A 25,079-nucleotide genomic window follows, 5' to 3' on the forward strand; every position below is an offset into this window, starting at 1 on the left:
CAGACCTATTGCCTTAAATGAAAAAACAAACCAAAATCGCACTGATCATCGGAATTCTTGTAATCCTTGCAATTGCCTTTTTTTATCCGAGACTGAGTAATCAGGGCGGAAATTCTCAAACCCCTGTCGCTTCGCCGGGAGGTTCCGGTGGTTCAAATCAAAACCTTCCCGTGAGTGTGGTTAAACTCAAGAAAGAAACGCTTCGCAATCAGCTGCAGGTATCAGGCACCATACTTCCCAATGAATCGGTCAACCTCCGCTCTGAGATTTCAGGTTTGGTAACCAGAATCGCATTCCGGGAAGGCCAATATGTAGCGAAAGGTACTCCTCTTCTGTATTTGAATGATGACGAACTCCAGGCCCAGTTTCAGCGCTTACAATACACCCAAAAATTATTTGAAACCCAGGAGAACCGTCAAAAGCAGCTGTTAGCCCGAGAGGCGATCAGCCAGGAAGAATATGACATAGCCCTGAATCAATTCAACACCGCATTGTCAGACATCAAGTTGGTAGAGGCTCAGTTGTCCAAGACTGTGGTGAGGGCGCCATTTAATGGGTATTTGGGATTGAGACTGGTTTCGGAGGGCTCTGTCATCAGCACAAATGATGTAATCGTAAGTGTGGTAAATATTGATCCGATTAAAATCGAGTTTTCTATTCCGGAGCGTTATGCCAATCAGGTCACTGTCGGTTCACCGGTTTATTTTTCCAATGAAGGATCTACTCAAGAGGTAGAGGGTCGAGTTTACGCTTTTGAGCCGCAAGTGGATTTGGCAACCAGAACACTGAAGCTACGTGCACAAAGCCCAAACAAAGACCGGAGATTCCTTCCCGGAATGTTCGTGAAAATCAGATTTATTCTTGAAGTCATGGAAGACGCCTTGCTTGTTCCGGCAGAGGCTGTCATCCCTGAATTAGCAGGGTACAAGGTATTTGTCGTGGGGGCTGATGGTAAAGCAGAACAACGAATAATAGCAATAGGAACGCGGACAGATACTCAAGTGCAAGTCATATCCGGACTCAACGAGGGCGATCTGGTACTCACCACTGGTGTAATGCAAGTAAGGCAGGGAATGCCATTACAACCTACTCAAATCAACTAAGCATGGCTAGCTTATCCCAAATCAGTATCAACCGGCCGGTATTGGCCATCGTGATGTCCTTGGTTATCCTCCTCTTTGGTGGGATAGGGATCTCACTTTTAGGTATCCGCGAGTATCCCAGTGTGGATCCCCCTGTGATCAATGTCAGCACTTCTTATGTCGGCGCCAACGCGGATGTAATTGAGGCTCAAATCACAGAGCCGCTTGAAGAGCAAATCAACGGAATCCAAGGCATCAAATCTCTGACCTCAGTCAGTGCCGATGGCCGAAGTAACATTACGGTAGAATTTGAAGTCGGTGGTGACTTAGAGGCTGCAGCCAACGACGTAAGAGACAAGGTGGCAGGAGCACAACGAAATCTTCCTCCGGATGCCGAACCTCCGGTAGTGTCCAAAGCAGATGCAGATTCCCAGCCCATAGTAGGAGTGAATGTAAAGAGTGAAAACCGAAGTCTATTGGAGCTTTCGGATATCGCTTCCAATGTGTTTAAAGAAAGGCTTCAGACAATTCCAGGCGTTAGCCGGATTCAGATTTGGGGAGAAAAAGAATACGCAATCCGTCTTCGGATGGATCCACTCAAAATGGCATCCTATGGCATTACGCCTTTGGATGTATTACAAAAAGTTCAAAGTGAAAACGTAGAACTTCCTTCCGGAAGGATAGAAGGTCAAAATATAGAGCTATCGGTCAGGACCAAGAGTAGGTTGAGCTCTCCACAGGAGTTTAATAATTTGATCATCAAAGAAGACCAAAGCAATATCGTTCGTTTCCAGGATATCGGAAACGCTGAACTCTCAGCCCTGAACGAAAAGACGGTGTTGAAGCGGGATGGAGTTCCCATGGTAGCAGTAGTGTTGGTTCCACTACCCGGCTCTAACAATATTGAAATCGCAGATGAATTTTATCGGAGACTTGAATTCATTAAGAAAGATCTGCCAGCTGATGTGGGTGTTGAAATTGGCTTTGATTCTACGAAGTATATTCGTAGTTCGATCGCTGAAGTACAGGAGACGATCATTACAGCATTTATATTGGTTGTGGCCATCATCTTCCTTTTCTTGAGAGATTGGCGAACCACGTTCATTCCAGTACTTACCATCCCCATCTCGCTGGTTGGCGTATTTTTTATCATGTACGTGATGGGTTTTTCCATCAACGTATTGACCCTGCTTGGTATCGTACTATCGATTGGATTGGTGGTCGATGACGCAATTGTGGTCTTGGAAAACATCTACACCCGAATAGAAAAAGGAGAAAACCCACTCAAGGCTGCAGAAAAAGGATCCGAGGAAATTTTCTTTGCAGTTATCGCTACCACTGTTGCCCTTTCTGCAGTATTCTTACCGGTGATTTTTCTTACGGGTACCACAGGCCGACTTTTCCGTGAATTCGGTATAGTGGTGGCAGGGGCTGTCATCATTTCTTCATTTGTGGCCTTGACCATGACCCCAATGCTTAGTGCAAAACTGCTCAAGCGTCGGGAAAAACAAAATGCCTTCTACAATTTTACTGAGCCGTTTTTTGTCTGGTTGAATGACCTGTACGACTTTGCGCTGAGTAAATTTATGAAAATCAGGTGGATGGCTTTTCCGGTAATTCTATTTATGATGGGGGGAATTTATTGGCTGGTCACCCAAATACCGACTGAGCTGGTTCCTACCGAGGACAGATCTGAACTCAGAATAAATATGTCAGGTCCAGAGGGAGCCACATTTGGTTACATGGGAAGTGTGGTGGATAAATTGACTGATCAGTTTATGAAGGAAATACCGGACAATGAGCGTCTAGCCGTCATTAGTGTGACTTCTCCGGGATTTGGTACCGCAAATACTAATTCGGCTTTTATCAGACTTTTCCTGACAGATGCTAAAGATAGAACCCGAACACAGCAAGAAATATTTAACAGCATCAATGCCAAACTGAGAAATGAAACAGCAGTGCGAGGCTTTGCCCAGCAACCGGTGTCCATCGGCGACAGAAGGGGCGGACTTCCTGTACAGTATGTAATTCAGGCTCCCACCATTGAAAAGCTGAAAGAGGCTATTCCTCCATTTATGGAAAAGGTGGGTCAAAGTCCTTATTTTATTTTCTCAGATATCAACCTGAAGTTTACCAAACCCGAGCTGGAAATCGAGATAGATCGGGAACGGGCAAGGAACCTGGGTGTATCGGTACAGGAAATTGCAAGAACGCTCCAACTGTCTTACTCAGGTCAACGCTTTGCCTATTTCATCCGCGACGGTAAGCAATACCAGGTTTTGGGCGAAATGAGGCTGCAAGACAGAAATGAACCTGTAAATCTTCGAATGCTCTATGTGAGAGGAGAAAATAATCAGTTGGTGCAACTGGACAACCTTGTCAAAGTGACAGAAAAAAGTACGCCGCCTCAGCTTTACCGCTTCAACCGTTTTGTGAGTGCTACAGTTTCGGCTAACCTGACCGAAGGATTTACCATCGGAGCGGGATTGGATGAAATGGATCGCATAGCTGCTGAAGTTTTGGATGATTCTTTCTCCACGGATGTATCCGGACCTTCCAAAGAATTCAGGGAGAGCTCCAACAGTTTGTTGTTTGCCTTTGTGTTCGCACTAATCCTGATTTACCTGGTTCTTTCGGCTCAGTTCGAAAGCTTCCTCGATCCATTGACAATCATGTTTACCGTACCGCTTGCCATCTTCGGGGCCTTGGCCACACTGTGGGCATTTGATTTTACCCTGAATATTTTCAGTCAGATTGGTATTATTATGCTGATCGGATTGGTGACGAAAAACGGGATCTTGATTGTGGAATTTGCCAATCAGCGAAAGGCACAGGGAATGGACGTGCATGAAGCCATATATGGCGCCGCTGTAGCCCGATTTAGACCGATCTTGATGACCAGCTTATCTACGATTCTGGGTATTTTACCGATTGCATTGGCATTGGGAGCGGGGGCAGAAAGCAGGGTGCCAATGGGAGCCGCTGTCATTGGTGGATTGACTTTCGCCACGATACTTACCCTTTTTATCATCCCGGCCATTTACACTTTCCTCACCTCCAAAAAAGGAAGATTAGCAAGAATTTAATGAAGAAATTAGCGATTCTGCTCTTTTTGAGCATAAGTTTTTCTAGTGTTCACGCACAAATCCAAGAGTCCTTAGATCTTGAGAAGGCCATTCAGATTGGATTGGAAAATAATTTCCAGATCAAGATAGCCGTAGAGAATGTCAATTTGAGAGAAAGGGAAAAGCAAATTGGAGCGGGCGAATTATTTATGCCAAGGGTAGATGCAACCTATCTGCGGTCATACAGTAAGGAAGATGTAGAGCAAACCTTCATAAATGATCCCACACCACGTCAAATCGACGATGCCAAATCCCGGAACAAAAACTTCAGCATAGTGGGGATATATGGATTCAGACCGGAATCCGTGGTAACGATGAGAAGATTGGGCGAGTTGACCGAAATCAGTGAACTCGACGCCAAGGTGACAGTGGAAAATACCGTAGCTGGAATTTCTACAGCATATTACCGGCTAATTGTGGAGTTGCAACGCTACCAATTGTTGAAAGAAACGCTAGCCTTGAGTAAGGCAAGACTAAACATAGCCCAAGCTCAGTATGAACTTGGTGGTGCAGGCAAGCGGGACTTCCTTACTGCCCAGGTTGATTACAACTCAGATTCCAGTCTGCTCATTACCCAAGAGCAAATCATTCAAAATTCCCGAGTAAACCTGAATGAGCTAATGGCGGTCAATCCAAATGAGGAATACATGGTGAAGGACACTATTTTAATTGCAGATGTCCTGAGGTTTGAAGACTTGGAAGAAAATGCAATTTTGGAAAATAAGCAGCTCCTGATCAACCAGCGGCTAAAAAATGTGGCCTTTCTCCAAACTAGGGAATTGCAGGCTTCCCGTCTCCCGGTTTTGAATTTGAATGGAAACTACGTGAACAATACCTTCAACTCCGATGCAGGCTTCCTCCTGCAAAATCAGCGGGAAGGTTTTAACTACGGAGGAAATATTACAATTAACCTGTTCAGTGGACTAACCTTGAATCGAAGAATTCAAAATGCCAAGGTTCAGGAAAGAATTCAGGATTATACCTTGGATCAATATGAAATCCAGCTCAAATCAGACATCCAACGAGCCTTTAATATCTACACCAAAAACCTTCAACTGCAAAAAATTGAGTTGGCTAACTACCAGGTAGCTAAAGAAAACTCAGAGATAGCCTTGGAACGATTTAGATTGGGGATTTCTTCCTACCTGGAATTTAGAGATGCTCAGGTGAATTTACTTACTGCAGAAAACAGATTGATTAGCTCCATTTTTAACATTAAAGAGCAAGAAATCGAGTTAATGAGACTTTCAGGCAGGATTTTCTTCCAAAGCAGCATGGAAGAACTGACACTCAAGCCCTAACAGCTATTTGCTAAAAAACGGAAGAAATTAACTTCCGTTTTTTATTTGCTTTTTTTAACGATCGCTTCATTTTTGTTTTGGCATAGGCTTTGCCAAGTAGCGGAATGAACCATCCGGGGTCTCACCCTTTGGAATGAAAAAAGTAATAATTTCTACTCTTACTACATTAGTGATGCTCTTCTCCGGGGTGCAGTGTACTTTTTTGGAGAATCGCATCGAAAAGGTGTTGAAGGAGCCTTATATATTTGATTTGGCCGCAATTCAGGAACGTGGCACACTTCGAGCAGCAGTTGATAACAACTCCACTTCTTATTATATCTATCGGGGAAGAAGAATGGGCTATGAATTTGAACTCTTGAGAGACTTGGGAAAAAGCCTTGGAGTTCAATTGGAATTAGTCGTTTTGGAAGACATTGACGAAGCTTTCGACTATCTGGAATCAGGAAAGGTGGATGTCATTGCCATGAATCTTGAAAATACTAAAGAGCGCAGTGACCGTGCTTCGTTCACGAATTATCTTGGAACCATGAGCACCGTGGTCGTAGGCCGAAAGCCCATAGAAAAGCCGGTAACCTGGAAAGAAATAGGATCTGATACGATCTTTGTAAGAAAAGGCACCATCTATACCAGTCGGCTTAACTCGATAAAGGATTCACTTAATCTAAGTTTTACTGTCTTGGAATCAGTGGATCACGAAGAGAACCTTATCGATCAAATCGCCGACAAAAAGATCAAATGGACCATAGCAGATCGAAACATTGCGAAGGCCAATCAGACCTATTATCAAGGATTGGACGTGAATTTGAAGGTTTCCGAAAATGGTACCGTGGCTTGGGCTGTTCGCAAAAATGCCCCCGTCCTTTTGGGGGAAATCAATACTTGGTTATCGGAAAAAAAGAAGCGATTCATCCCTGATGTTTACGCAAAATACTTTCTTAATGCGCGAAATAATTTTTACCGAACCAACAGTTCTTTTTCCTCATTGGGAGGAAATCGTATCTCGGTTTTTGATGAACTGATCCAAGAAAGCTCTAGGGAATTAGGTTGGGATTGGAGGCTTTTGGCTGCATTGGTTTATAAAGAATCCGGATTCGATACTTCCGCTGTCTCCTATGCGGGGGCAGAAGGTTTGCTTCAACTGATGCCGGTAACTCTAGAACGATTTGGAGTCACTGAACCTGACGATCCCCAACAGTCGCTTCAGGGGGGCGTGAAGTACCTTCAATATTTGGATAAATTTTGGAGGGGGAGAGTTCCGGATGCCAATGAACGGATTCGATTTATTCTTGCTTCCTACAACATCGGTCAAGGCCATGTCGAAGATGCATGGAGGCTTACCCTGAAATATGGGAAAAGTACCCAAAGCTGGGAAGATGTATCCTTCTTTCTAAAGCTTAAAAGTGATCCCGAATTTTATCGGGATCCCATGGTCAAAAGTGGATTCGCAAAAGGGCACATAGCTGTGAATTACGTGCGGGATATCTTAAATCTTTTTGAGTCTTACAAGGCTTTGGTGAAACCTTAATGGCCTTCGTGAAGCTCAAATAAGGCCTCGATCTCAACGGGGATATTATCAGGCAGTGAACCCATACCTACAGCTGACCGAACACCAATTCCGTTTTCCTCTCCCCATACACTTGCAAAAAGCTCACTGCATCCGTTAATCACAAAGGGATGGCGCTCAAAGTTCGGGGTACAATTGACCATTCCGAGGACTTTGATGACCCGTTTTACTTTGTTCAGTGAACCGATATTGGCTTTGATGGTAGCCAGCATTGCAAGTCCAACTTGTCTTGCGGCTAATTTTCCCTGGTCGATATCCAAATCAGATCCGACCCTTCCGATGATCAGGCTTCCATCGGGCTTTACAGTTCCGTGACCGGATAAGTAAAGGTAATTTCCATCGATCAGGCAAGGCTTGTAGACGCCTAGTGGCTTGGGTGCCGGAGGTAGGGTGAGTCCCAGTTTCGCGAACTTTATTTCAGGTGTTTCCATAGTGTGAAAATTTGATTTAAAATTGATCAATATCTGCCAATTAATCAGAGGAAAAATTCAATTAGGATTGATGTGCCATAGTATGAGCGGTGTATTGTGGACTAGGGCCTGTCCACGATTATCCACAGTAATTTAAGGATTAGGAGTCATCGATAGCTGCGCGGGTAAGCAATTTAAATTAGACAAAAAGATCTAAAATCAGGACACCAAAGAGCCCCACCACCGCGACAATCGTTTCCATCAGCGACCAGGATTTGATGGTGTCCTTGATACTCACGTTGAAAAACTCCTTATACATCCAGAATCCTCCATCATTGAAGTGCGAAAACATTAAGCTTCCCGCACCGATGGAAAGCACCAGCAAATTTGGATCAACGTTCATGGTGGTAACCAATGGAGCAATGATTCCTGCAGTAGTCAGGCCAGCCACTGTCGCCGAACCTACACAAACGCGGATGACTGCGGTGATGAGCCATGCCAGAATCAAAGGATGCATTTCCCAGGTTTTCAGACTCTCGGCAATGGTAAGACTTACCCCCGTGTCGGTGAAAATCTGCTTCAGCGCGCCTGCACCTGCTACAATCAACAGGATCATAGAGACATCCTTTGTAGCTATGGTATAGATGTCCATCAACTTCACCATGTTGACTTTGCGGCTAAGTCCCAGTGAATAAGTTGCATAAAGCAAAGAAACCAGCATGACTATGCCCGGATCGGCGATAAAATTGACGATGGGGCTCAAAGGATCTTCTTTCGCGATATTTAGGCTCAGGGCCGTGGTTCCAATCAATAGGATTACCGGAAGCAACGCAGTAAAAATGCTGTTGCCTATTCCGGGAAGTTCATGTTCAGCCTTGGGTTCCGCCTGAAAAGTCTTTAGAGGTTGGGACTTGATATTTTTAAGAAAAGGGGCAAACAGAGGGCCTGCAATGATAATGGTGGGTATGGCAATCAGAAACCCATAGAAAAGTGTCAGTCCCATATTTGCACCAAATTGTGCTACCAAAGCAGCAGGAGAAGGATGTGGAGGTAAAAATCCATGCGTCACTGAAAGAGCAGCCAACAAAGGAATTCCCACATACACGGCAGGAAGCTTGTATTGATAAGAAACTGTAAAAGCCAAAGGGACCAACAGCACGAAACCCACATTATAAAACAAGGGAATACCGACAATCAGACCCGTGAATGCCATCGCCCAGGTGATGTACTTTTCACCAAAAATTTTCATCAGAAAACCGGCTATTCGTTGTGCTGCACCGCTCTCAGCGACGAGCTTACCAAGCATCGCTCCGGTTACGATGACGATGACCAAGTCCCCGAGCATGGCACCCATACCTTTTTGGACGGACTTGGCGACTTGGTCGGCAGGCAGGCCGAGCATCAGGCCTCCGGCTATGGAAGCGATAAGAAAAGCGAGAAAGGGATTGAGCTTGGCCCACACGATCAGGAGTACCAGGATCGCGATGCTGAGAAGTACTAAAACAAAGGTCATAGGTTGGGTGGGAATTAGGGAAGTAAGATAGGGAAATGATTTTTTTAAAATAAAACCTGAACTTTGAAATCAAATCATTAGTTCTTCAAAAATCTAATCTGGTGAAAATAGTTCCCATCACTAATTCCTAGTATATATGCCCCAGGCCTGAGGTCTTTTAGTGTAGTCGAAAAGTCAATTTTTGAATAAATAAATCGTTTTATTAATCTTCCTGAGAAATCTAACACTGAAACTTCATACTCTGATCCCGCTTTAAGATTGATGGAAATTTCTCCAAAAGCATGTGGATTTGGGAAGATTTGAATCGAATTGGACTGGAGGTTAATTGCCTTATTTTTTCTGATTACATGACTCCAGGAGTCTCTGCCATCATTATCTATTTGTCTGATTTTATAAAAATAAGATTGAAATTTTTCAGCAGTTCTGTCCAAATACGAATATTCTTGAATCAAATCAGAATCCCCCTTTGACCTCTCTTCTCCAATTTTTTTCCATTTTAAGTTGGATACCTCACTCCTGTACACTTCAAAAAGTAAGTTTTCCTTTTCCCGGGCGACTTTCCATTTGATTAGATTCCCTTCTTTGGTCGATTCGGAATTTAATTCCAGCCAGGTAAGAGGCAAAATTGATAAAGTCCGAAAACTTCCCACCGTGAAGTTCACTCCCAATAAGTCAGCAAAAGTCAATTCTCGTCTCGCCCAGAGTTCACCAGGATCCAAACCTGCCAAATGATTGCCCGGGGCGGCATATCCTGTTCCTACTATGCGTAGATCATCCACATTGTCCACAATCAGGTCATTGGCAGATATCCGTAACTCCAACGTATTGGAACTTGGACTAAGATTTGAAAAATGGAAATAGCTGAAAAGGCGATACAATATTGGAGTGCCATCCACATCATCAAATTCCGAATTGTATTCTGCTCCTTTGTATTCTGTAAAATTGATGGAGAGGTTTCCTCCTGCTGAAGTTCCCAGAAGTTGGACTTTTCGGATTCCTCCATTTTTGGTGTCTTCGAAGGGGAAAGTAGCATTGGAACCAGTCAGATTCGTAGGAATGCCAAAATAAGTCAGCTGACCTATATTTCTCCAAGACCCACCTGAATAGCTGAGAGTACCTGCTAGTCCGGTATTGAACAAAAGATTGCTCCCCGACAGATCCATTATTCCTTGAAGGAGCGTGAGATTCCGTTGAATGGAAAGGCTTGCATTTGGATAAAAAATCCCCCCTGCTTTATTCAAAATCAAATCCCTCACCTCAAGCGGAAAACCAAGGATATATTGATTTGTTGACCCAACTAAAGTGAGGCTCGTGCCAGTTGTGATAAAATTTCCCGTTCCGGATTTTTCCAGATTTCCAAGTAATGTCAGATTCAAAGGCAAAGTCAGGTTTTGATTCCCCTGTAATTCCAGATCGCGGACAGCATTTGGACTGGAAGCGTCTGCATAAGTACTTGAAAGGAATATTTTGGCACTAGTTCCTCCTCGATGGATGACTTTGCCATTCATCTGGAAGTTGGCAGATTCTATCCTTGGCGTTGACCCTTCCAGAATCAGCGTTCCGCCATTTTGAAGGTCGAAATTCAAAGCGCTTACCGTTCCGCTTGTGGATCGGTTAAGTATAGTTGCATTGCATTCTGAGATAAAAGTTGCGCCCGGTTCAATGATCAATTCCCCAAATGGGCCGGCCCCAAAGACCGTTGTCTCAGTATTGAAAGAAAGTGTAAAGCAGACATTTGGAATGACTGAAACATCCAGCTTTTGTAACACTTGGCCTGAACGTACGGTAAAAGAAAGAGTTTTGAATGGGGCCTCCAAAACAAATTGTTCCCCGGCATTTGCTTCGAAAATCACCGAAAATCTACTTTGCGTAGTCTGAGCACTCCAGCTGTTTTTTTCAATTAGTGTCCGACTGTTCCCTTTGAAGGTAAGGGTACTGTTAATTGAATTTCCTATCCAGTTTTGACTATTCCAAGCATTGGACGGAGAGCCCGGAGCAGGACCGGAAAAGGCCTGCAGGCTACCAAATACATTTAAATTATATCCATTCAGGTTTAATTTTTGACCCGCCCCGGGTTCAGCATTGATAAACAAGTTTTTAGTCTCCTCATTTCCAAGAAGCCTAAGCGTATGAGTTTGATTGATGTAGATATCATTGGCTTGACCGGGTTTGACTACAGCCGGATTCCAGCTTATTCCATCCCAAACTACCCAAATGAAAATATTGTGAAAATCGCCAGAGGCGATCGTCTTATAAGCATTGATTCCTTGGGAAAAGGAGAATTGCAGAATCAGACATACCCCTGCAACTGACAGGAATAACCTGTATATTCGGCAGGTAAAAAATGCACTCAGGGAGGCTGTAAAGCAAATAGCATCCATAAAAAAGCAGATTTTGAAAAAAGTATTTTAAGTTAATAAAATGATTTCAATAAGTAAAACAACCGTCTTCGTTTTTTTGCTGATTATCATGGGTTTAACCCAGGCAAAAGCCCAAATATATGAAATAAGCCTGCTGACCTGTGACCCCGGTAAAGAACTCTACAGCAGCTTTGGGCACAGTGCGATCCGGATGCGTGAGATCGGATCTGAGGGTCAAGACCTGGTTTTTAACTTTGGGACCTTCGATTTTAGAACGCCTAATTTTTATGGAAAATTTGCCACAGGAAAGCTGGATTACATGCTCAGCGTGAGTACCTACGCAGATTTTATCCGAGAGTATGATTATTACAGGCGGGACGTTAGGGAACAGATCTTAGCCTTGAATTCTGAACAAATGGATTTCTTGATTCAGCACCTTTGGGCCCAATATGATCCGGCTAGGAGGTATTACCGATATGATTTCTTTTTCAATAATTGTGCAACTAAAATCCGGGATGCTTTTGAGATTTCTCTGGGAAATCAGTTGGTTTGGAACGACCCTCCTAAATCGGAGGAGAAAACCTTTCGGAATCTGATAGACGAATATGTGTACCCGCTCCCTTGGGCAGATTTGGGGATCGATCTTGCTTTGGGATCAGTCATTGATCGAAATGCGACCGAGCGGGAGAAGCAGTTTTTGCCCGATTACATGGAAGCGGCCTTTGCCAATGCCTCAATTGAAGGAGATGGTCCCACACGACCGCTGGTCAAAGAATCCCGGGTGATTCTGGAATATCCCGATGAGGAGTTTAAGATGGACTTCTTAAATCCCTATTTCATTTTCTGGGTGATTGCGATTCTTTTTACCGCGATCACCTTTTATGGCCATAGGAAGAAGCGTCTTTTTCTAGGACTTGACCTGGGACTATTTTCCATTCTGGGGATCTTGGGCTTGGTAGTCACGTTTCTCTGGCTATTCACCGACCATTCGGCCACCAAGTGGAATTGGAATATCCTATGGGTTTTCCCCGGTCACCTGGTCTTGGTCTGGGGATTGATGAAAAAAGCACTTCAGCCTTGGGTGAGGAAGTATCTGCTTTTTGCCTTGATTATGGCCGATGCTGCAGTGGTTTTCTGGATTTTGGGCTGGCAGTCTTTTCACCCGAGCTTGATCCCGATTCTTTTGGTGATTATCCTAAGGACTAATTACTTGTATTATAATCTGGGAAGCAAGACTTTAAAATCAACCTGATTTTGGCCTTTTGAAAACCTTTTCACTCACATTCGTTGTTGGGAGGAAGTAACAGCTATGGATTTCAAACTTACCTCGGACTATCAGCCCACAGGCGATCAGCCTAAAGCCATCAAACAACTGACTGAAGGTGTCAATGCAGGTGATGCTGCCCAAGTTCTGCTTGGGGTGACAGGTTCTGGAAAAACCTTTACCATTGCCAATCTCATTCAGGACACGCAAAAGCCGACGCTGGTTTTGAGTCATAATAAAACCTTGGCGGCTCAACTTTACGGTGAATTCAAGCAGTTTTTCCCGGAAAATGCCGTCGAATATTTTATATCCTACTACGATTACTATCAGCCGGAAGCCTTTATTCCAAGTTCGGGGACTTACATTGAGAAGGACTTGAGCATTAATCAGGAAATAGAAAAACTTCGATTGAGTGCAACCTCCTCCCTTTTGACCGGTAGGCGGGATGTGATTGTCGTCGCATCGGTTTCCTGCATTTATGGCATTGGAAATCCTGAAGAATTTGGAAAAAATGTAGTCCGCCTTCAGGAAGGAGATCGGATTCCAAGGAACCAATTGCTTTTCAAACTAGTCGACATCCTTTACAGTAGGACGCAGCAGGACTTAACGCACGGCACATTCAGGGTGAAAGGAGATACCGTGGATATTCATGTGGCTTACGGGGATTTTGCCTACCGGATTTTCTTTTGGGGGGACGAGATCGAAGCAATCCAGCGGGTAGAACCGGATACAGGAAAGAAAATTTCTGACGAAAAAATTATCTCAATTTTCCCTGCTAATCTATTCGTGACGGGACGTGACACAATCAATGTGGCCATCAGCGAGATCCAGGACGACATGGTCGCTCAGGTTAAGTTTTTCGAAAAAGAAGGAAAATTCATGGAGGCAAAACGTCTTCAGGAACGAACGGAATTTGATTTGGAAATGATCCGGGAATTGGGCTATTGCTCGGGAGTGGAAAATTATTCCAGATATTTTGACCGAAGGCAGCCGGGGACAAGACCTTTCTGTTTGCTGGACTATTTTCCGGATGATTACCTCTTGGTGATTGATGAGAGTCACGTGACTGTACCTCAGATTAGGGCGATGTGGGGTGGAGATCGATCCAGAAAAGTGAATTTGGTCGATTATGGTTTTCGATTACCATCTGCATTGGACAATCGTCCCCTGAAGTTTGAGGAGTTTGAGCAGATGGCTGGTCAGGTGATCTACGTATCTGCGACCCCTGCCGACTACGAATTGGCACAGACTGAAGGTGTCGTAGTAGAACAGATTATCCGTCCGACAGGCCTGTTGGATCCGACCATTGAAGTTCGTCCCAGCTTAAATCAGATCGATGATTTATTGGAAGAGATAGATCAGACTATAAAATCTGATGCCCGTGTTTTGGTGACTACCCTGACCAAACGGATGGCAGAGGAACTTCAGAAATTTCTCGAACGGGCAGGAGTGAAGTCCCGCTACATTCACTCAGAAGTTAAAACACTGGATCGTGTGGAGATTTTGCGGGAGCTTAGATTGGGAGTTTTTGACGTGCTTGTGGGAGTTAACTTACTGAGAGAAGGGCTTGATCTTCCGGAGGTTTCGTTGGTGGCGATATTGGACGCGGACAAGGAGGGCTTCCTGAGAAATGAACGTTCGCTGGTGCAGACTATCGGGCGTGCAGCGCGAAATTCCGAGGGTCGGGTCATCATGTACGCAGACAAAATCACCGATTCCATGCAATCCGCCATGGATGAAACGCGTCGAAGACGCGTAATTCAAATCGAATACAATGCCGAACATGGCATCACCCCGACCACCGTTATCAAGTCGAGGGATAAGATCATGGGGCAAACCAAAGTGGCAGATTCCAAGAAAAACGCCAAAATCTACGCAGAACCTATGCCGGGCGATTCACCGATTGCGGCGGATCCTGTGGTTCAGTACCTCAGCAAAGACAAGCTTGAAAAGTTGATTCAGCAAACTCAAAAACAAATGGAGAAGGCGGCGAAGGAGCTCAATTTCATGGAGGCTGCTCGCCTGAGAGACGATTGGCAATCACAAAAAAACCGATTGGCAGAGCTCAATCGTGGACTTGGCAACTAGTTTTCACCTTAATATCAGAATCGATGACCCTTCAGGAAGTGAAGGCTTTGGCTGCAAAAGGCGAAGGGCTTAAGATTGAATTCAAAAAGAAAGCAGCTTTCCCTGAGAAAATTGTCAGAGAGGTGATTGCCTTGGCCAACACTGAAGGCGGAGATTTGCTGATAGGTGTGGATGATGATGGGACTGTCAGCGGGCAGCGGTTTATCGAAGAGGAGGTTTTTGTGATGGAAAAAGCCATCCGGGAATTGATTTCGCCCAAACTGGAATATTCCATTTTCACCATTAAGTTATCGGAGAAAAAAGGAGTAGCCGTTTTCAGAATTCCGCTTAGTCCGGATCGTCCACATTTTTTACAGGAAAAAGACCGAAAGCAAGCCTACATCCGAGTACAGGATCGAAGTGTTCAGGCAAGCAAAGAAGTCTGGGAAGTGCTGAAAAGAGGGCGAATCCCGAAAGACACGATTTTCACCTACGGCTGGAAAGAAGAAATTCTGATGAAGGCATTGGGTGAAAAGGAGCATATCACGCTGAAAGAGTTTGCGCATTTGGCCAAAATTCCCCGGTTTTTGGCTTCCAAAACCTTGGTTCGATTGGTTTCTGCCAATGTGCTCAAAATTCACCCCCAGGAGTCTGAAGATTATTTCACACTCAAAGAGTAGGTAAATCGATACCCGTTTTTGCCTTAAAACCGGCATTCCCCTGAAGTCCTCCGGTATGGATCAACAGAATTTTTGATCCCGGGGGAAAATGGTCCTTCGCAATCAAATCCCATACGCCATAAACCATTTTTCCGGTGTATACTGGATCAAGAGGGATTTTAAATTTCGCATAAAACCATTTTATAAATTCTATTTCAGCAGGCTTATGCTTTCCATATCCTCCAAAATGATACTCATTTCTTATTTCCAGTGATCCCTCAGGATAGATTTGATGCCTTGAGAGGAGTGCTCCAATTTCATCGTGGATGAATTCACCTTTGAGTGATGAAAAGCCAATCAGCCTTTGATGACGCTGTAAGTTGGCTGCCAAACCTGCGAAAGTACCCCCGGTACCAATGGAAACACAGATATGTGTGAATTCAGGACTCGACGAAGCTAGAATTTCTTTTGTCCCCAAGATGGCCATTGCATTGGTTCCCCCCTCGGGAATCAGGTAAAAGTCTCCAAATTGAGCGCTTAAGTTTTCCAAAAAATCGGAAGAATTCTTCTTGCGGTAAGTTTCTCTATCCACAAAATGCAATTGCATCCCCATTTTTTGAGCCTGCGCTAATGTTGGGTTGGCTCGGTTTGTCTCTTCGCCCCGGATGATCCCGATGCTTTGAAGCTCAGCTAGGTTTGCCGCAAAAGCAGTTGCATAGATATGATTGGAAAAAGCCCCACCAAAGGTTAAAAGGGTCCTTTTTCCCTGCTTTTGAGCTGCTTGCAAATTATATTTCAGCTTAAAAAATTTGTTTCCCGAAACCAGCGGATGAATCTCATCCAGTCTCAATACGGCTACTTCAACGCTTTTTTCGGCAACTTCAGAGCTGAAAAGAGCTTGGATAGATACAGGTTCGGGAATAAGCATTCGAAGTCTTTTGCCAAAGTTAAGCTACATCCTCTTATTTTTGCGCCATGAGCCAACAGCCCGAAGAAGAGTTTGAAGAGGACGAGTTAGAATTATTCGAACGACATCGCATCTTAGTAGACAAAGGACAGTCCCTGGTGCGGATTGATAAATTCCTTTCGGAAAAAATCGCCCATGTCACACGTAACAAAGTTCAGCAGGCCATTGACAATGAAACGGTCTTAGTAAACGGAAAAACCGTCAAAGCCAACTACAAAATCAAACCTTTGGATGATATTCAGGTGTTCATGGATAAGCCCCGCCGTGATACCGAGGTTATTCCTGAAGATATTCCGTTGGATATCATCTACGAAGACAAGTATCTTCTGCTAGTCAACAAGCCCCCGGGAATGGTGGTCCATCCTGCTCATGGTAACTGGAATGGTACTTTGGCGAATGCCTTGGTCTATCATTTTCAGCATTTGCCGGAGATGAAAGGGAATGAAGGAAGGCCGGGATTAGTGCATCGGATTGATAAAGATACTTCCGGACTTTTGGTGATTGCCAAGTCGGAGGATGCCATGACTCCATTGGCCTCCCAGTTTTTTCACCATACCATTGACAGAACTTACGTCGCGTTGGTGTGGGGAGAACTTCCCGAGGACTCGGGCACAATCACAGGTCATGTGGGTAGAAGTGCCAAAGATCGTAAGGTGATGGACGTATTTCCTGATGGAAGTCAGGGTAAACATGCCGTGACACATTGGAAAGTCCTGCAACGATTGCGCTATGTGACTCTCGTTCAGTGTAATCTCGAAACGGGCCGAACCCATCAGATCCGTGCACATATGAAGTTTATCGGACATCCGCTCTTCAATGACGCCATGTATGGGGGAGATAAAATCCGAAAAGGAACCCAGTTTGCGAAGTATAAATCATTTATAGATAATTGTTTCAGTCTGATGCCGCGTCAGGCGCTGCATGCCATGAGTTTGGGATTTGTACATCCTGTGACCAAAGAGCGAATTTATTACGAAGCTCCACTTCCTGATGATTTTAATGGGGTGCTCAAAAAATGGGAAGACTATGTCAAATACGAATAGGGATTACGTATATGGCAATGAAATAGATTTTTTGATAAAAAAAACACAATAAAACACCTTAAATGATGATTTATCTATAAAAATAGGCGGGATTGTTAATGAATCGTTAAAATTAGGGGCTTTGGCTCTAATTTATTTAACAAATCGTCATAATTCAATCGATTTCATTAAATAAACTGTAAAAATTCACATATTTCTTTGAAATATTTGCAATACTGCCTCTCGATGCCCTATCTTTGATTCATCAACAGAGATAAAAGATCTCTGATACACATTGTAGGATGTTGAAATTGGCAGACAAGCCCTCCTGTCTCGGGGGTGGAGATTATAGAATAAAGCATTTAGCGAGCTCGTAAATTTGCCTAACTACTCCGTGGAGGTTCGAATCCTTCTCCTACAGCAGGTTATTTTGGGTTTATTGTTAATTGACTAAAACCATGGAATTTTATTTCATGGTTTTTTTATTGCCCAATTTTTAAATCGGCAAATAAAATTTTGATAAATCCATTAAAATCAGATTAAATCTTAGCTAATAGTCAAGACTTCGAGCAATTGACAAATTGATTATAAAAATGGAAATTCTTCACGTTTCATTTCCTTTTTGTAGTAAAAAATGAATAAAAATTAAAAATAATGTAAAAAAATAAAATAAAACTTGCCAAAATTTTAATAAACCAATCATATTTCTAATTTTGGGTCATAATTTTCTCAAACCTATTCAACCTATTGCAAAAAGCTCGAAAGAGCTTTTTGATTATCAGTCGGTTAGAGGATTTTCTGCTAAAGTGTAGAAACAAGTTCTAAACAGATTAAAAGTGCCACATCTTGTAGGATGTTGAAACTGGCAGACATGCCCTCCTGTCTCGGGGGTGAGGATCCTGTCCCGGTAACTATCGGGATCGGGACTGGATAAAGCGTAATTCTACCGGACTACTGCCTAACTGCCTCGTGGAGGTTCGAATCCTTCTCCTACAGCAATACCAAAAAGCAATGCATAGCATTGCTTTTGGTGTTTTTGGGCTTTTTTTATACTATCTTTTCAGCGCTTAAGATTACTTGACTTTTATGGAACCTGGGAAAAGGGAGAAATATTTTACCCATCCTATTCGAAAAAAAATAATTCGCTGGGGGATGGTAGGAGTGCTTTCCCTGCTTTTTTTGGAATTTGTTGTCTATTTCGGATCCAATCTTTTTCTCTCAAAATTTGCCCAACGGAAAATCAACGAAGCCACGGGGAATATTTATGAGATTGATTTCAATCGATTTAGTTTTTCGCTCCTGAGAAGGGGGTTTTTCATGGATGGGATAGTCATGAGACCTATCAACCCTGAAATCAGAAGAGAAGATCAGACACTTTTTGATATGAGGCTGGATCAGATTGCCTTTACTGGCCTCTGGTATAATTTCCGTGAAAAAAGATTCACAATTGGTAAAATCTACATTGACAACCCGAATATCATTCTTGATTTACCTCCAAATACCGATTCACAAGAGCAGAAAAATACGGGTCTCTTAAAGGGGAATGTGAAAAAAGTGTCTCCGATTAAGGCACTGGAAGAAGAAATCAAAAAAACCGTAAAAAGAGCCAATCTCACAGGCCTGATGATTGAAGAAGTTGAAATTGATCATGCAAACATTTTCTTTTTCAACTTCCTAAGCCAAGACGCACTTCAGGCTGAAAACACCTCCTTGATCGTCCGGGGCATTGACTTTTCCACTCAAAAGGAATGGAAAACTCCTTTCAATGCCAAAGGATTTGAGTTTGATCTTGACCAAGTTACTTTTCCCTTGCCCGACGGGGTACATATCATTCGTGCGGAGCGTGTGAAGGTTTCTTCCCTGGATAATTTGATCGATATCCAAAATATCATTCTGACTCCTGACAAAAGCAAGGAGAGTAAAGCCTATTACCAAGTAGCACTTGATCAGTTGCGCGTCGGTAACGTGGACCTCAACAAGGCGTTCATGACTTCGGTATTGAATATTGACGAATTAATTCTGGATTATCCGGACTTTAAAGTAGAGAGTAATCCAAGGGCAAAGTCCGACAGTGCCGCCTCAGGAGATCTGAATGATTTCATCAGAGGCAGCCTTGAATCGGTTCTGATCAAGGAGTTATCGGTCAACAAGGGGAAGTTTATCAGGTCGGAGGTAGATGATACCCTGAAAAACCGCATAGAGCTTGATGAATTGGATTTCAAAATGATTCAATTCTACCTTGGTGAGGATTCAATCCGACGCAAGAATCAATTTTTCTACGGGAAAGATGCGGCAATGAACATCAAAGGCAGCCGGGTGTATCTGGGTGATCAAATTCATATTTTACAGGGTGAAGAAGTGAGTTTTTCTTCATTTAAGGATGAGCTTCTCGTTCGCAACTTGACCATAAAACCCAGGATAAGAACCTTCACTTCCCTAAATCCGGAAAATCTTATTCAGGTTGAGTTGACGGAGTTTTCAATAGAAGGCATTAACCTCAGAAAACTATATAATGAGGGGATATTGGTTGCTGATGAAATTCTCGTTTATCGTCCTCAGGTAGAGTTCACGGATCTTATGTATTCCAATTCACTGGAGAAGGATCAGGTGCCTGTTGCAGAGATTATTTCAAGTTTGGTCAGTCGGGTTGAAATTAGAAGGTTCGAGGTGCAGGAAGGATTGATCCAATTTAAAGATGATCGCGGGGAAAGAAGCAATGACATCGGATTCGAAAAATTCAGTATTCGTCTGGAGGATTTGACTCTGTTTGATGCGCCAGAATTGCCACTTTCCGATAAATTGTCAATCGGTGAAATCTACCTTTCCCTTGATCAGTATCGCTTGAAATTGAGGGATAACCTGCACTCCATTTTAGCGGATAAACTGGTAGTGGACTCTAAAAGGCAACTTCTTGAAGTAGTTAACCTGACCATTCGCCCCGAAAATCAGGAACAGATTCAGGCTTCCTTGGATACCTATGGGCAAACCGCCGCAATTGATTTTTTTGTGCCGGTTTTCCGGGCCGAAGGCATTGATATCAAGTCGGCTTTTTATGATGAAAAACTCTTCGTAAAACAGATTTTTCTTCCGGGACCTGTTTTTACGATTTCCAACTACAGAGAAAAAGCCAGATCCATCGAAACACCCGAGTCACCCGATGAGGTCAAAAATCTGCTTTTGGGATATTTTAAGGTCATTCAAATTGACTCCCTCAGCTTAGATAATGCTCAGATTAAGTATCAAAGTTTGGTGGAAAATAAGCGCTCTGTTTTTGAAGAGGATAATTTTTCACTTAACCTGAAAAACTTCATTCTCGACCAGGATGCCTTGATCAAAGAGAATAAAACATTGTTTTCAGATGAAATTGACCTTGTCTTCAACAATTATTCCTTCAGCCTTGCCGGAGGAAAGTACGAAGTCTCCACGGACAAGCTGCAATACAATTCAAAAACGCAGTCGATTGAAATCAAAGATTTAGAGTTGGTGCCCAATGAACAAGTCGCCGGAAGAATTCAATTGGGACTGCAATTTCCAAAGGTGAGTTTTAAAGGGGTTGATATAGAAGAGTTCTTTTTCGAAAACAAACTTGATTTGGACAAACTCGAAATAGATCAAGGGACCATTGAAATAGGAATTGATCAGAAGGTTGCCTCAAAATCATCCACTATCCAAGCAAAAAATCTCAAAAAAAGAACCTTGGATGAGATAGTAATCGATACCATTCAGGCTAAAAACGCGACCGTATCAATCAACTATCAAGTGAACGAATCAGTGCTGAACTCCATAGAAACAGGGTTTGAATTGATGATTCGTGAGTTTCGATTGGACTCAACCATTACCACCAAAAAAAATGTGGAGGAAATGTACAAGGAAGTCAATTTGAAGCTCAACGCATTTAGGTTTGCGCTGCCTGACAGTGTGCATACCTTAGGTTTTTCGCAAGTGGCCATAGGGACACTTGGAGATGAGATTACTTTTTCGGATTTCTACATGACTCCGAAAGACCAATTCGGAAAGCCTGGAAATCCGGTTTTAGATGCCAAAATTGACCGTTTGATTTTAAGAAACAATCAGATTGCTGAGATACAAGAGACAGGGATCTTTGACCTGAGGGATATTCGAATGGTAAATCCCAAAGTTCATTTGTATCTGGATTCTGTCAAAATGGACAAAAAAGCCAGTTCATCAGGGAAACTTAAATCCTCGACGGCATTGGTCCAATCCATTTTGTTAGGCGACCTTCATCTTGAAAACGGTGAGCTTACGATTCATAAGAAAGGGAAAGGCCCTATTCCACGATTGGATTTTCAGGGTATAGCAGTGGATGTGGAGGGATTGAATATTAATCTGTTGGATCAAAATCAGTCCCTCGATCTAAAAAAACTGGCAGAAGTAAATTCCCGCTTTGGCTTTAAAAATTACTCCATTTTTACCCCTGACAGTCTTTATAAAATAGACATTGGAAGTGTTGACTACAGCGATCAAAGTCTGTTGCTCGAAAAGATTTACTATCGCCCTGTTGATGGGAACTATGCCTTATTACGAAAACTTCCCTATCAAACAGATGCAGTTACGGCGCGAATTGATGCGCTTAGACTCAATCGGGTAGATCTTCAAAGTTATTTGGAAGCCAATATATTCAAGGCAAATGAACTGATCATTGAAAGACCTCAGGTGGACTTGTTTAGAGACAAAAGATACCCGATCGACAGTGCTGCGCTGAAGCCCATGCCCCAGTTTTTGTTGGAGCATGCCGGTATTAACGCGGACTTGGATTCCCTTATCCTAAAGGATGGTCTGGTGAGGTATTTTGAATTTGCCCAAAAGGGAATGGTCCCCGGCATGCTGGAATTCGGTCGTATCAACGCGATGATGGCACCTTTTTATCTGCGAAAACCGGAACAGGAGTATCCGGCTGATCGCCTGCAATTGAATATGGAGGCCTATCTGATGAATGCGGCTAAACTTAACCTCAATGCAGCGCTGTATTTTACAGGGAAGTACCCCATGGATGTCACCGCGAGTGTGGACAAATTTGCCTTTAGCGAAGTGAATGATTTCCTTTCAAAAACACTCTTTGTAAAAGCGGTGGATGGAACTGTGTCTGGCGGAAATTGGAAATTTACCCTAACAGAAGAGGAAGCCATCGGTGATATGGAATTCGCCTATGATGACCTCAAGATTCAGTTTTTGGACTCCCTCACTTTGGATCAGGGAAAAGGCAGATTGAGAGTTTATACCTTTGCGGCGAACTTTATCGCAAAAAGCAGAAATCCGAGAGGACTCTCTTCGAAGGTGGTTTCCCGGAGGATTTATGAGCAGCGCGACAAGCGGAAGTTCGTTTTTAACGCTTGGTGGAAAGCAACCTTCAGCGGATTGAAGGGTACCTTTGGATTGGGCAGGGCTAAAGTCCCGAAGGGTAGGGAGGAGGAATAGAGATTTTTTCACCGCGGTGAACTCCATGTTTTTTACCACTGAGGACTCGGAGAAAAGGAGGTTTAGGGGTTAAGCTTTGAACTTGACTTTTAAACTTTTTGGCTCAAACAGTCTTTTTCAAGTTCACAAAGAGAAAAGCTGAAGCTTTTTGTAATTACCGCGGAGGCTATGGAGGTTTTTACAACATAGAAACATAGGTCCATATAGTTTCCATTTCTTAACGGTTTTATGCTATGATTTCTATGTGGCTATGTGGTTTGAGTTTTTTTTGCTAAAATACCCTTTTCAAGACCGCAGAGGTATTCGCTTCGCTCTATATTTAATTTCGGAAAGCGTTTACCTCGTTTTTTTGTTTTTAGCCGCTAAGATCGCAAAGGGACGCAAAGAAATTTCACCTCGGAGGCCACAGAGAAAAAAGAATTTAGGAACTTAGTTCTCTGAGGAAGGACTTTTTTTGAAAAAATTGTTTTCCCGCTGATCAGCGCTGAAAAACTCGCTGAATTTCGCAGATTTTCTTTGTGCCTTTTGACCTTTTTGGCAAAACCAAAAAGCCTTAGTAACGGTTAGCGCAAGTCTTTCGACTTGTGTGCCTACGATACTGCAGTCTTCAGACTGCCTGAAAAGAAATGATCTCACTAGCAGTCAGGAGACTGCATCATTAATGGTCCAAGTCTGAAGACTTGAACCAAAGACAGGGAAGGTTCAAAATATAAAAGGCCATGGTATGTACCACAGCCCTTCAAGTTTTTTTAATTATAAAAGTTTTACTTCTTGATCAGTTTAAGCTGTTCCGATTGACTGCCCCAAATCAGTTGTATGATATACATTCCCGGTCTGGCATTTTCCAGATGGGAGTTAACCACGTTGGATACTGCATCCGGGGATGAGACAGAATAGGAAGAGAAGATTCCTCGAATGTCGGAGATCCTTACTTGAATTGTTCCATCGGTGTAGCCCGTATTATCGATCATTGCCACCGTCACCGGTGCTTTCAAATCACTTGGATTTGGATAACCTATCCATGCTGTGTTTCCTTTGATAGGATTAACTTGAATGGAACGAGTCAAACTGTAACTGAAGTCCCCCTTCATATCCACTTGCTTCAGTCTGTAGAAGATATTTCCACCGGTAGCTGGAAGCTCAGTGTCTGTAAATTCATAGTCTACAGTAGTGTCAGAGTAGCCAGCCCCTTGAACTTCACCCACTTTAGTCCAAGTTCTCACATCATTTACTGCCCGCTCAATTTCGAAATGGGAGTTTTCCCATTCCCGGGATGTCGCCCAAGAGAGTTGCCCGGATCTTGACTGTGGATCATGTTTTGCATTGAAATAAAGGTATTCTACACCGAGGATTCTAAAGTTGAAGAAGGTTACATAAACCACTCCTTGTCCTCCATTGCCGCCTCCTGTCGTTCCCGCTCCTCCACCCGAACCGGTATAGATAGTACCGTTGTTGCCTACCCCATTGTCAGAGGCAGTTCCTCCGATTCTAACTCCATTTGCTGAACCTCCCAGTCCTGGACTATTTGTATTTCCATTGAAATTATAACCTATTCCTCCTCCTCCGGCTCCATAGCCATAGGTAGAACCTGCCAGTACAAAAGTACTCCCATTTCCCCCATCACCAGGTTGTGACAGACCAACGCCGCTACCACTTCCATCTTCTCCTACTTGGCTGGCGCCCCCACCACCTCCACCGGCTCGGGCATGGCCGTCTCCATTTCCTTTCCCTCCATTTCCTCCATTTCTTCCTTGGCCAGGAGTACCAGAACCTCCAAATCCAGGTGTGTTGGTCGGTGTAGTACCATATGCTCCACCACCTCCTGATGCTCCGTTATTTCCATTTAGATTGTTAAATGAGCCTCCACCTCCGCCTCCTAGGGCGTTGAGATTTACAATAATATTTCCTCCTGGATCAGGGATGGTTGAAGTCACTGAGGAACTTCCCCCATTTCCCCCTTTTATGTTAACATTTGTGGATCCAAGTCCCCCCCCGCCAACTTTTATATTTAAAGAATTTCCTGCAGCAATCCCAAATGCTGAAGTACTGGTAACGGTAGTTGAGGCAAAACCACCGCCACCACCGCCACCACCCGTGAAGCCCCTTCCACCACCACCGCCACCACCAACGGCATGGACAGAGAATTCAACGAGGCCTTCCGGAATATCCCAAATATCATCACAAATAAATCGGATGACAGTTGTGCCTGAAATAGCACCATCGTCAATGATTTCGATACAGTCAAATTTATTGGCATCAGGACAGGAATAGGAAATATTAACTGTACCATTAGGTCCTGCACCTCCTCC

14 protein-coding genes are annotated in these 25,079 nt (G+C 43.5%); 9 read left to right on the top strand and 5 right to left on the bottom strand.

Annotated elements, in window-relative coordinates:
• Nucleotides 1–17 precede the first annotated feature (17 nt).
• The 4 genes from Q8M62_RS11335 to Q8M62_RS11350 all read left to right on the top strand — a co-directional run bounded on the left by Q8M62_RS11335 (nt 18) and on the right by Q8M62_RS11350 (nt 7,033).
• Entirely contained in the window at nt 18–1,103 is a 1,086-nt protein-coding gene (locus Q8M62_RS11335; RefSeq protein ID WP_304902131.1) for an efflux RND transporter periplasmic adaptor subunit, read from the top strand.
• A 2-nt stretch (nt 1,104–1,105) separates the two neighbouring features.
• Complete coding sequence (locus Q8M62_RS11340) at nt 1,106–4,168, top strand: efflux RND transporter permease subunit (RefSeq protein ID WP_304902130.1); 3,063 nt, start codon at nt 1,106–1,108, stop codon at nt 4,166–4,168.
• A complete protein-coding gene (locus tag Q8M62_RS11345; protein WP_304902129.1) occupies nt 4,168–5,508 on the top strand; it encodes a TolC family protein in 1,341 nt (446 codons plus the stop codon). Before Q8M62_RS11340 ends, Q8M62_RS11345 begins: the two co-directional genes overlap by 1 nt.
• A 133-nt stretch (nt 5,509–5,641) precedes the next feature.
• On the top strand, nt 5,642–7,033 hold the full coding sequence (locus tag Q8M62_RS11350) for a transglycosylase SLT domain-containing protein (protein WP_304902128.1): 1,392 nt from the start codon (nt 5,642–5,644) through the stop codon (nt 7,031–7,033).
• On the opposite strand, the gene Q8M62_RS11355 is transcribed toward Q8M62_RS11350, so the two are convergent.
• The 3 genes from Q8M62_RS11355 to Q8M62_RS11365 all read right to left on the bottom strand — a co-directional run bounded on the left by Q8M62_RS11355 (nt 7,030) and on the right by Q8M62_RS11365 (nt 11,376).
• Nucleotides 7,030–7,503, bottom strand: coding sequence for a RidA family protein (locus Q8M62_RS11355; RefSeq protein WP_304902127.1), 474 nt, complete (start codon nt 7,501–7,503; stop codon nt 7,030–7,032). The genes Q8M62_RS11350 and Q8M62_RS11355 overlap by 4 nt on opposite strands.
• Nucleotides 7,504–7,681: 178 nt before the next feature.
• On the bottom strand, nt 7,682–8,995 hold the full coding sequence (locus tag Q8M62_RS11360) for a gluconate:H+ symporter (RefSeq protein ID WP_304902126.1): 1,314 nt from the start codon (nt 8,993–8,995) through the stop codon (nt 7,682–7,684).
• Between the two features lie 77 nt (nt 8,996–9,072).
• Nucleotides 9,073–11,376 (bottom strand): T9SS type A sorting domain-containing protein, encoded by a 2,304-nt coding sequence (locus Q8M62_RS11365; RefSeq protein WP_304902125.1) that lies wholly within the window; start codon nt 11,374–11,376, stop codon nt 9,073–9,075.
• A 40-nt stretch (nt 11,377–11,416) separates the two neighbouring features.
• Here Q8M62_RS11365 and Q8M62_RS11370 point away from each other — a divergent pair, with 40 nt between their 5' ends.
• From Q8M62_RS11370 to Q8M62_RS11380, 3 genes are read left to right on the top strand one after another with little or no spacing between them, the layout of a single operon-like run.
• Complete coding sequence (locus Q8M62_RS11370; protein ID WP_304902124.1) at nt 11,417–12,607, top strand: DUF4105 domain-containing protein; 1,191 nt, start codon at nt 11,417–11,419, stop codon at nt 12,605–12,607.
• Between the two features lie 57 nt (nt 12,608–12,664).
• Entirely contained in the window at nt 12,665–14,707 is a 2,043-nt protein-coding gene (gene uvrB / locus Q8M62_RS11375; protein ID WP_304902123.1) for an excinuclease ABC subunit UvrB, read from the top strand.
• Between the two features lie 23 nt (nt 14,708–14,730).
• Nucleotides 14,731–15,366, top strand: coding sequence for a helix-turn-helix domain-containing protein (locus Q8M62_RS11380; protein ID WP_304902122.1), 636 nt, complete (start codon nt 14,731–14,733; stop codon nt 15,364–15,366).
• On the opposite strand, the gene Q8M62_RS11385 is transcribed toward Q8M62_RS11380, so the two are convergent.
• Nucleotides 15,356–16,273: a 1-aminocyclopropane-1-carboxylate deaminase/D-cysteine desulfhydrase gene (locus Q8M62_RS11385; RefSeq protein ID WP_304902121.1), complete on the bottom strand. Its 918-nt coding sequence runs from the start codon at nt 16,271–16,273 to the stop codon at nt 15,356–15,358. The genes Q8M62_RS11380 and Q8M62_RS11385 overlap by 11 nt on opposite strands.
• Nucleotides 16,274–16,320: 47 nt before the next feature.
• Here Q8M62_RS11385 and Q8M62_RS11390 point away from each other — a divergent pair, with 47 nt between their 5' ends.
• Together Q8M62_RS11390 and Q8M62_RS11395 are read left to right on the top strand one after the other, a co-directional pair.
• Nucleotides 16,321–17,355 (top strand): RluA family pseudouridine synthase, encoded by a 1,035-nt coding sequence (locus Q8M62_RS11390; RefSeq protein WP_304902120.1) that lies wholly within the window; start codon nt 16,321–16,323, stop codon nt 17,353–17,355.
• 1,131 nt (nt 17,356–18,486) lie between these two features.
• Nucleotides 18,487–22,770, top strand: coding sequence for a hypothetical protein (locus Q8M62_RS11395; protein ID WP_305668144.1), 4,284 nt, complete (start codon nt 18,487–18,489; stop codon nt 22,768–22,770).
• 764 nt (nt 22,771–23,534) lie between these two features.
• Here the strand turns inward: Q8M62_RS11395 and Q8M62_RS11400 are convergent.
• On the bottom strand, nt 23,535–25,079 hold a 1,545-nt coding region (locus tag Q8M62_RS11400; protein ID WP_305668145.1), incomplete at its 5' end, for a T9SS type A sorting domain-containing protein.

Origin of the sequence: Algoriphagus sp., from assembly GCF_030694375.1 — a bacterium.
Taxonomy (GTDB): Bacteria; Bacteroidota; Bacteroidia; order Cytophagales; family Cyclobacteriaceae; genus Algoriphagus.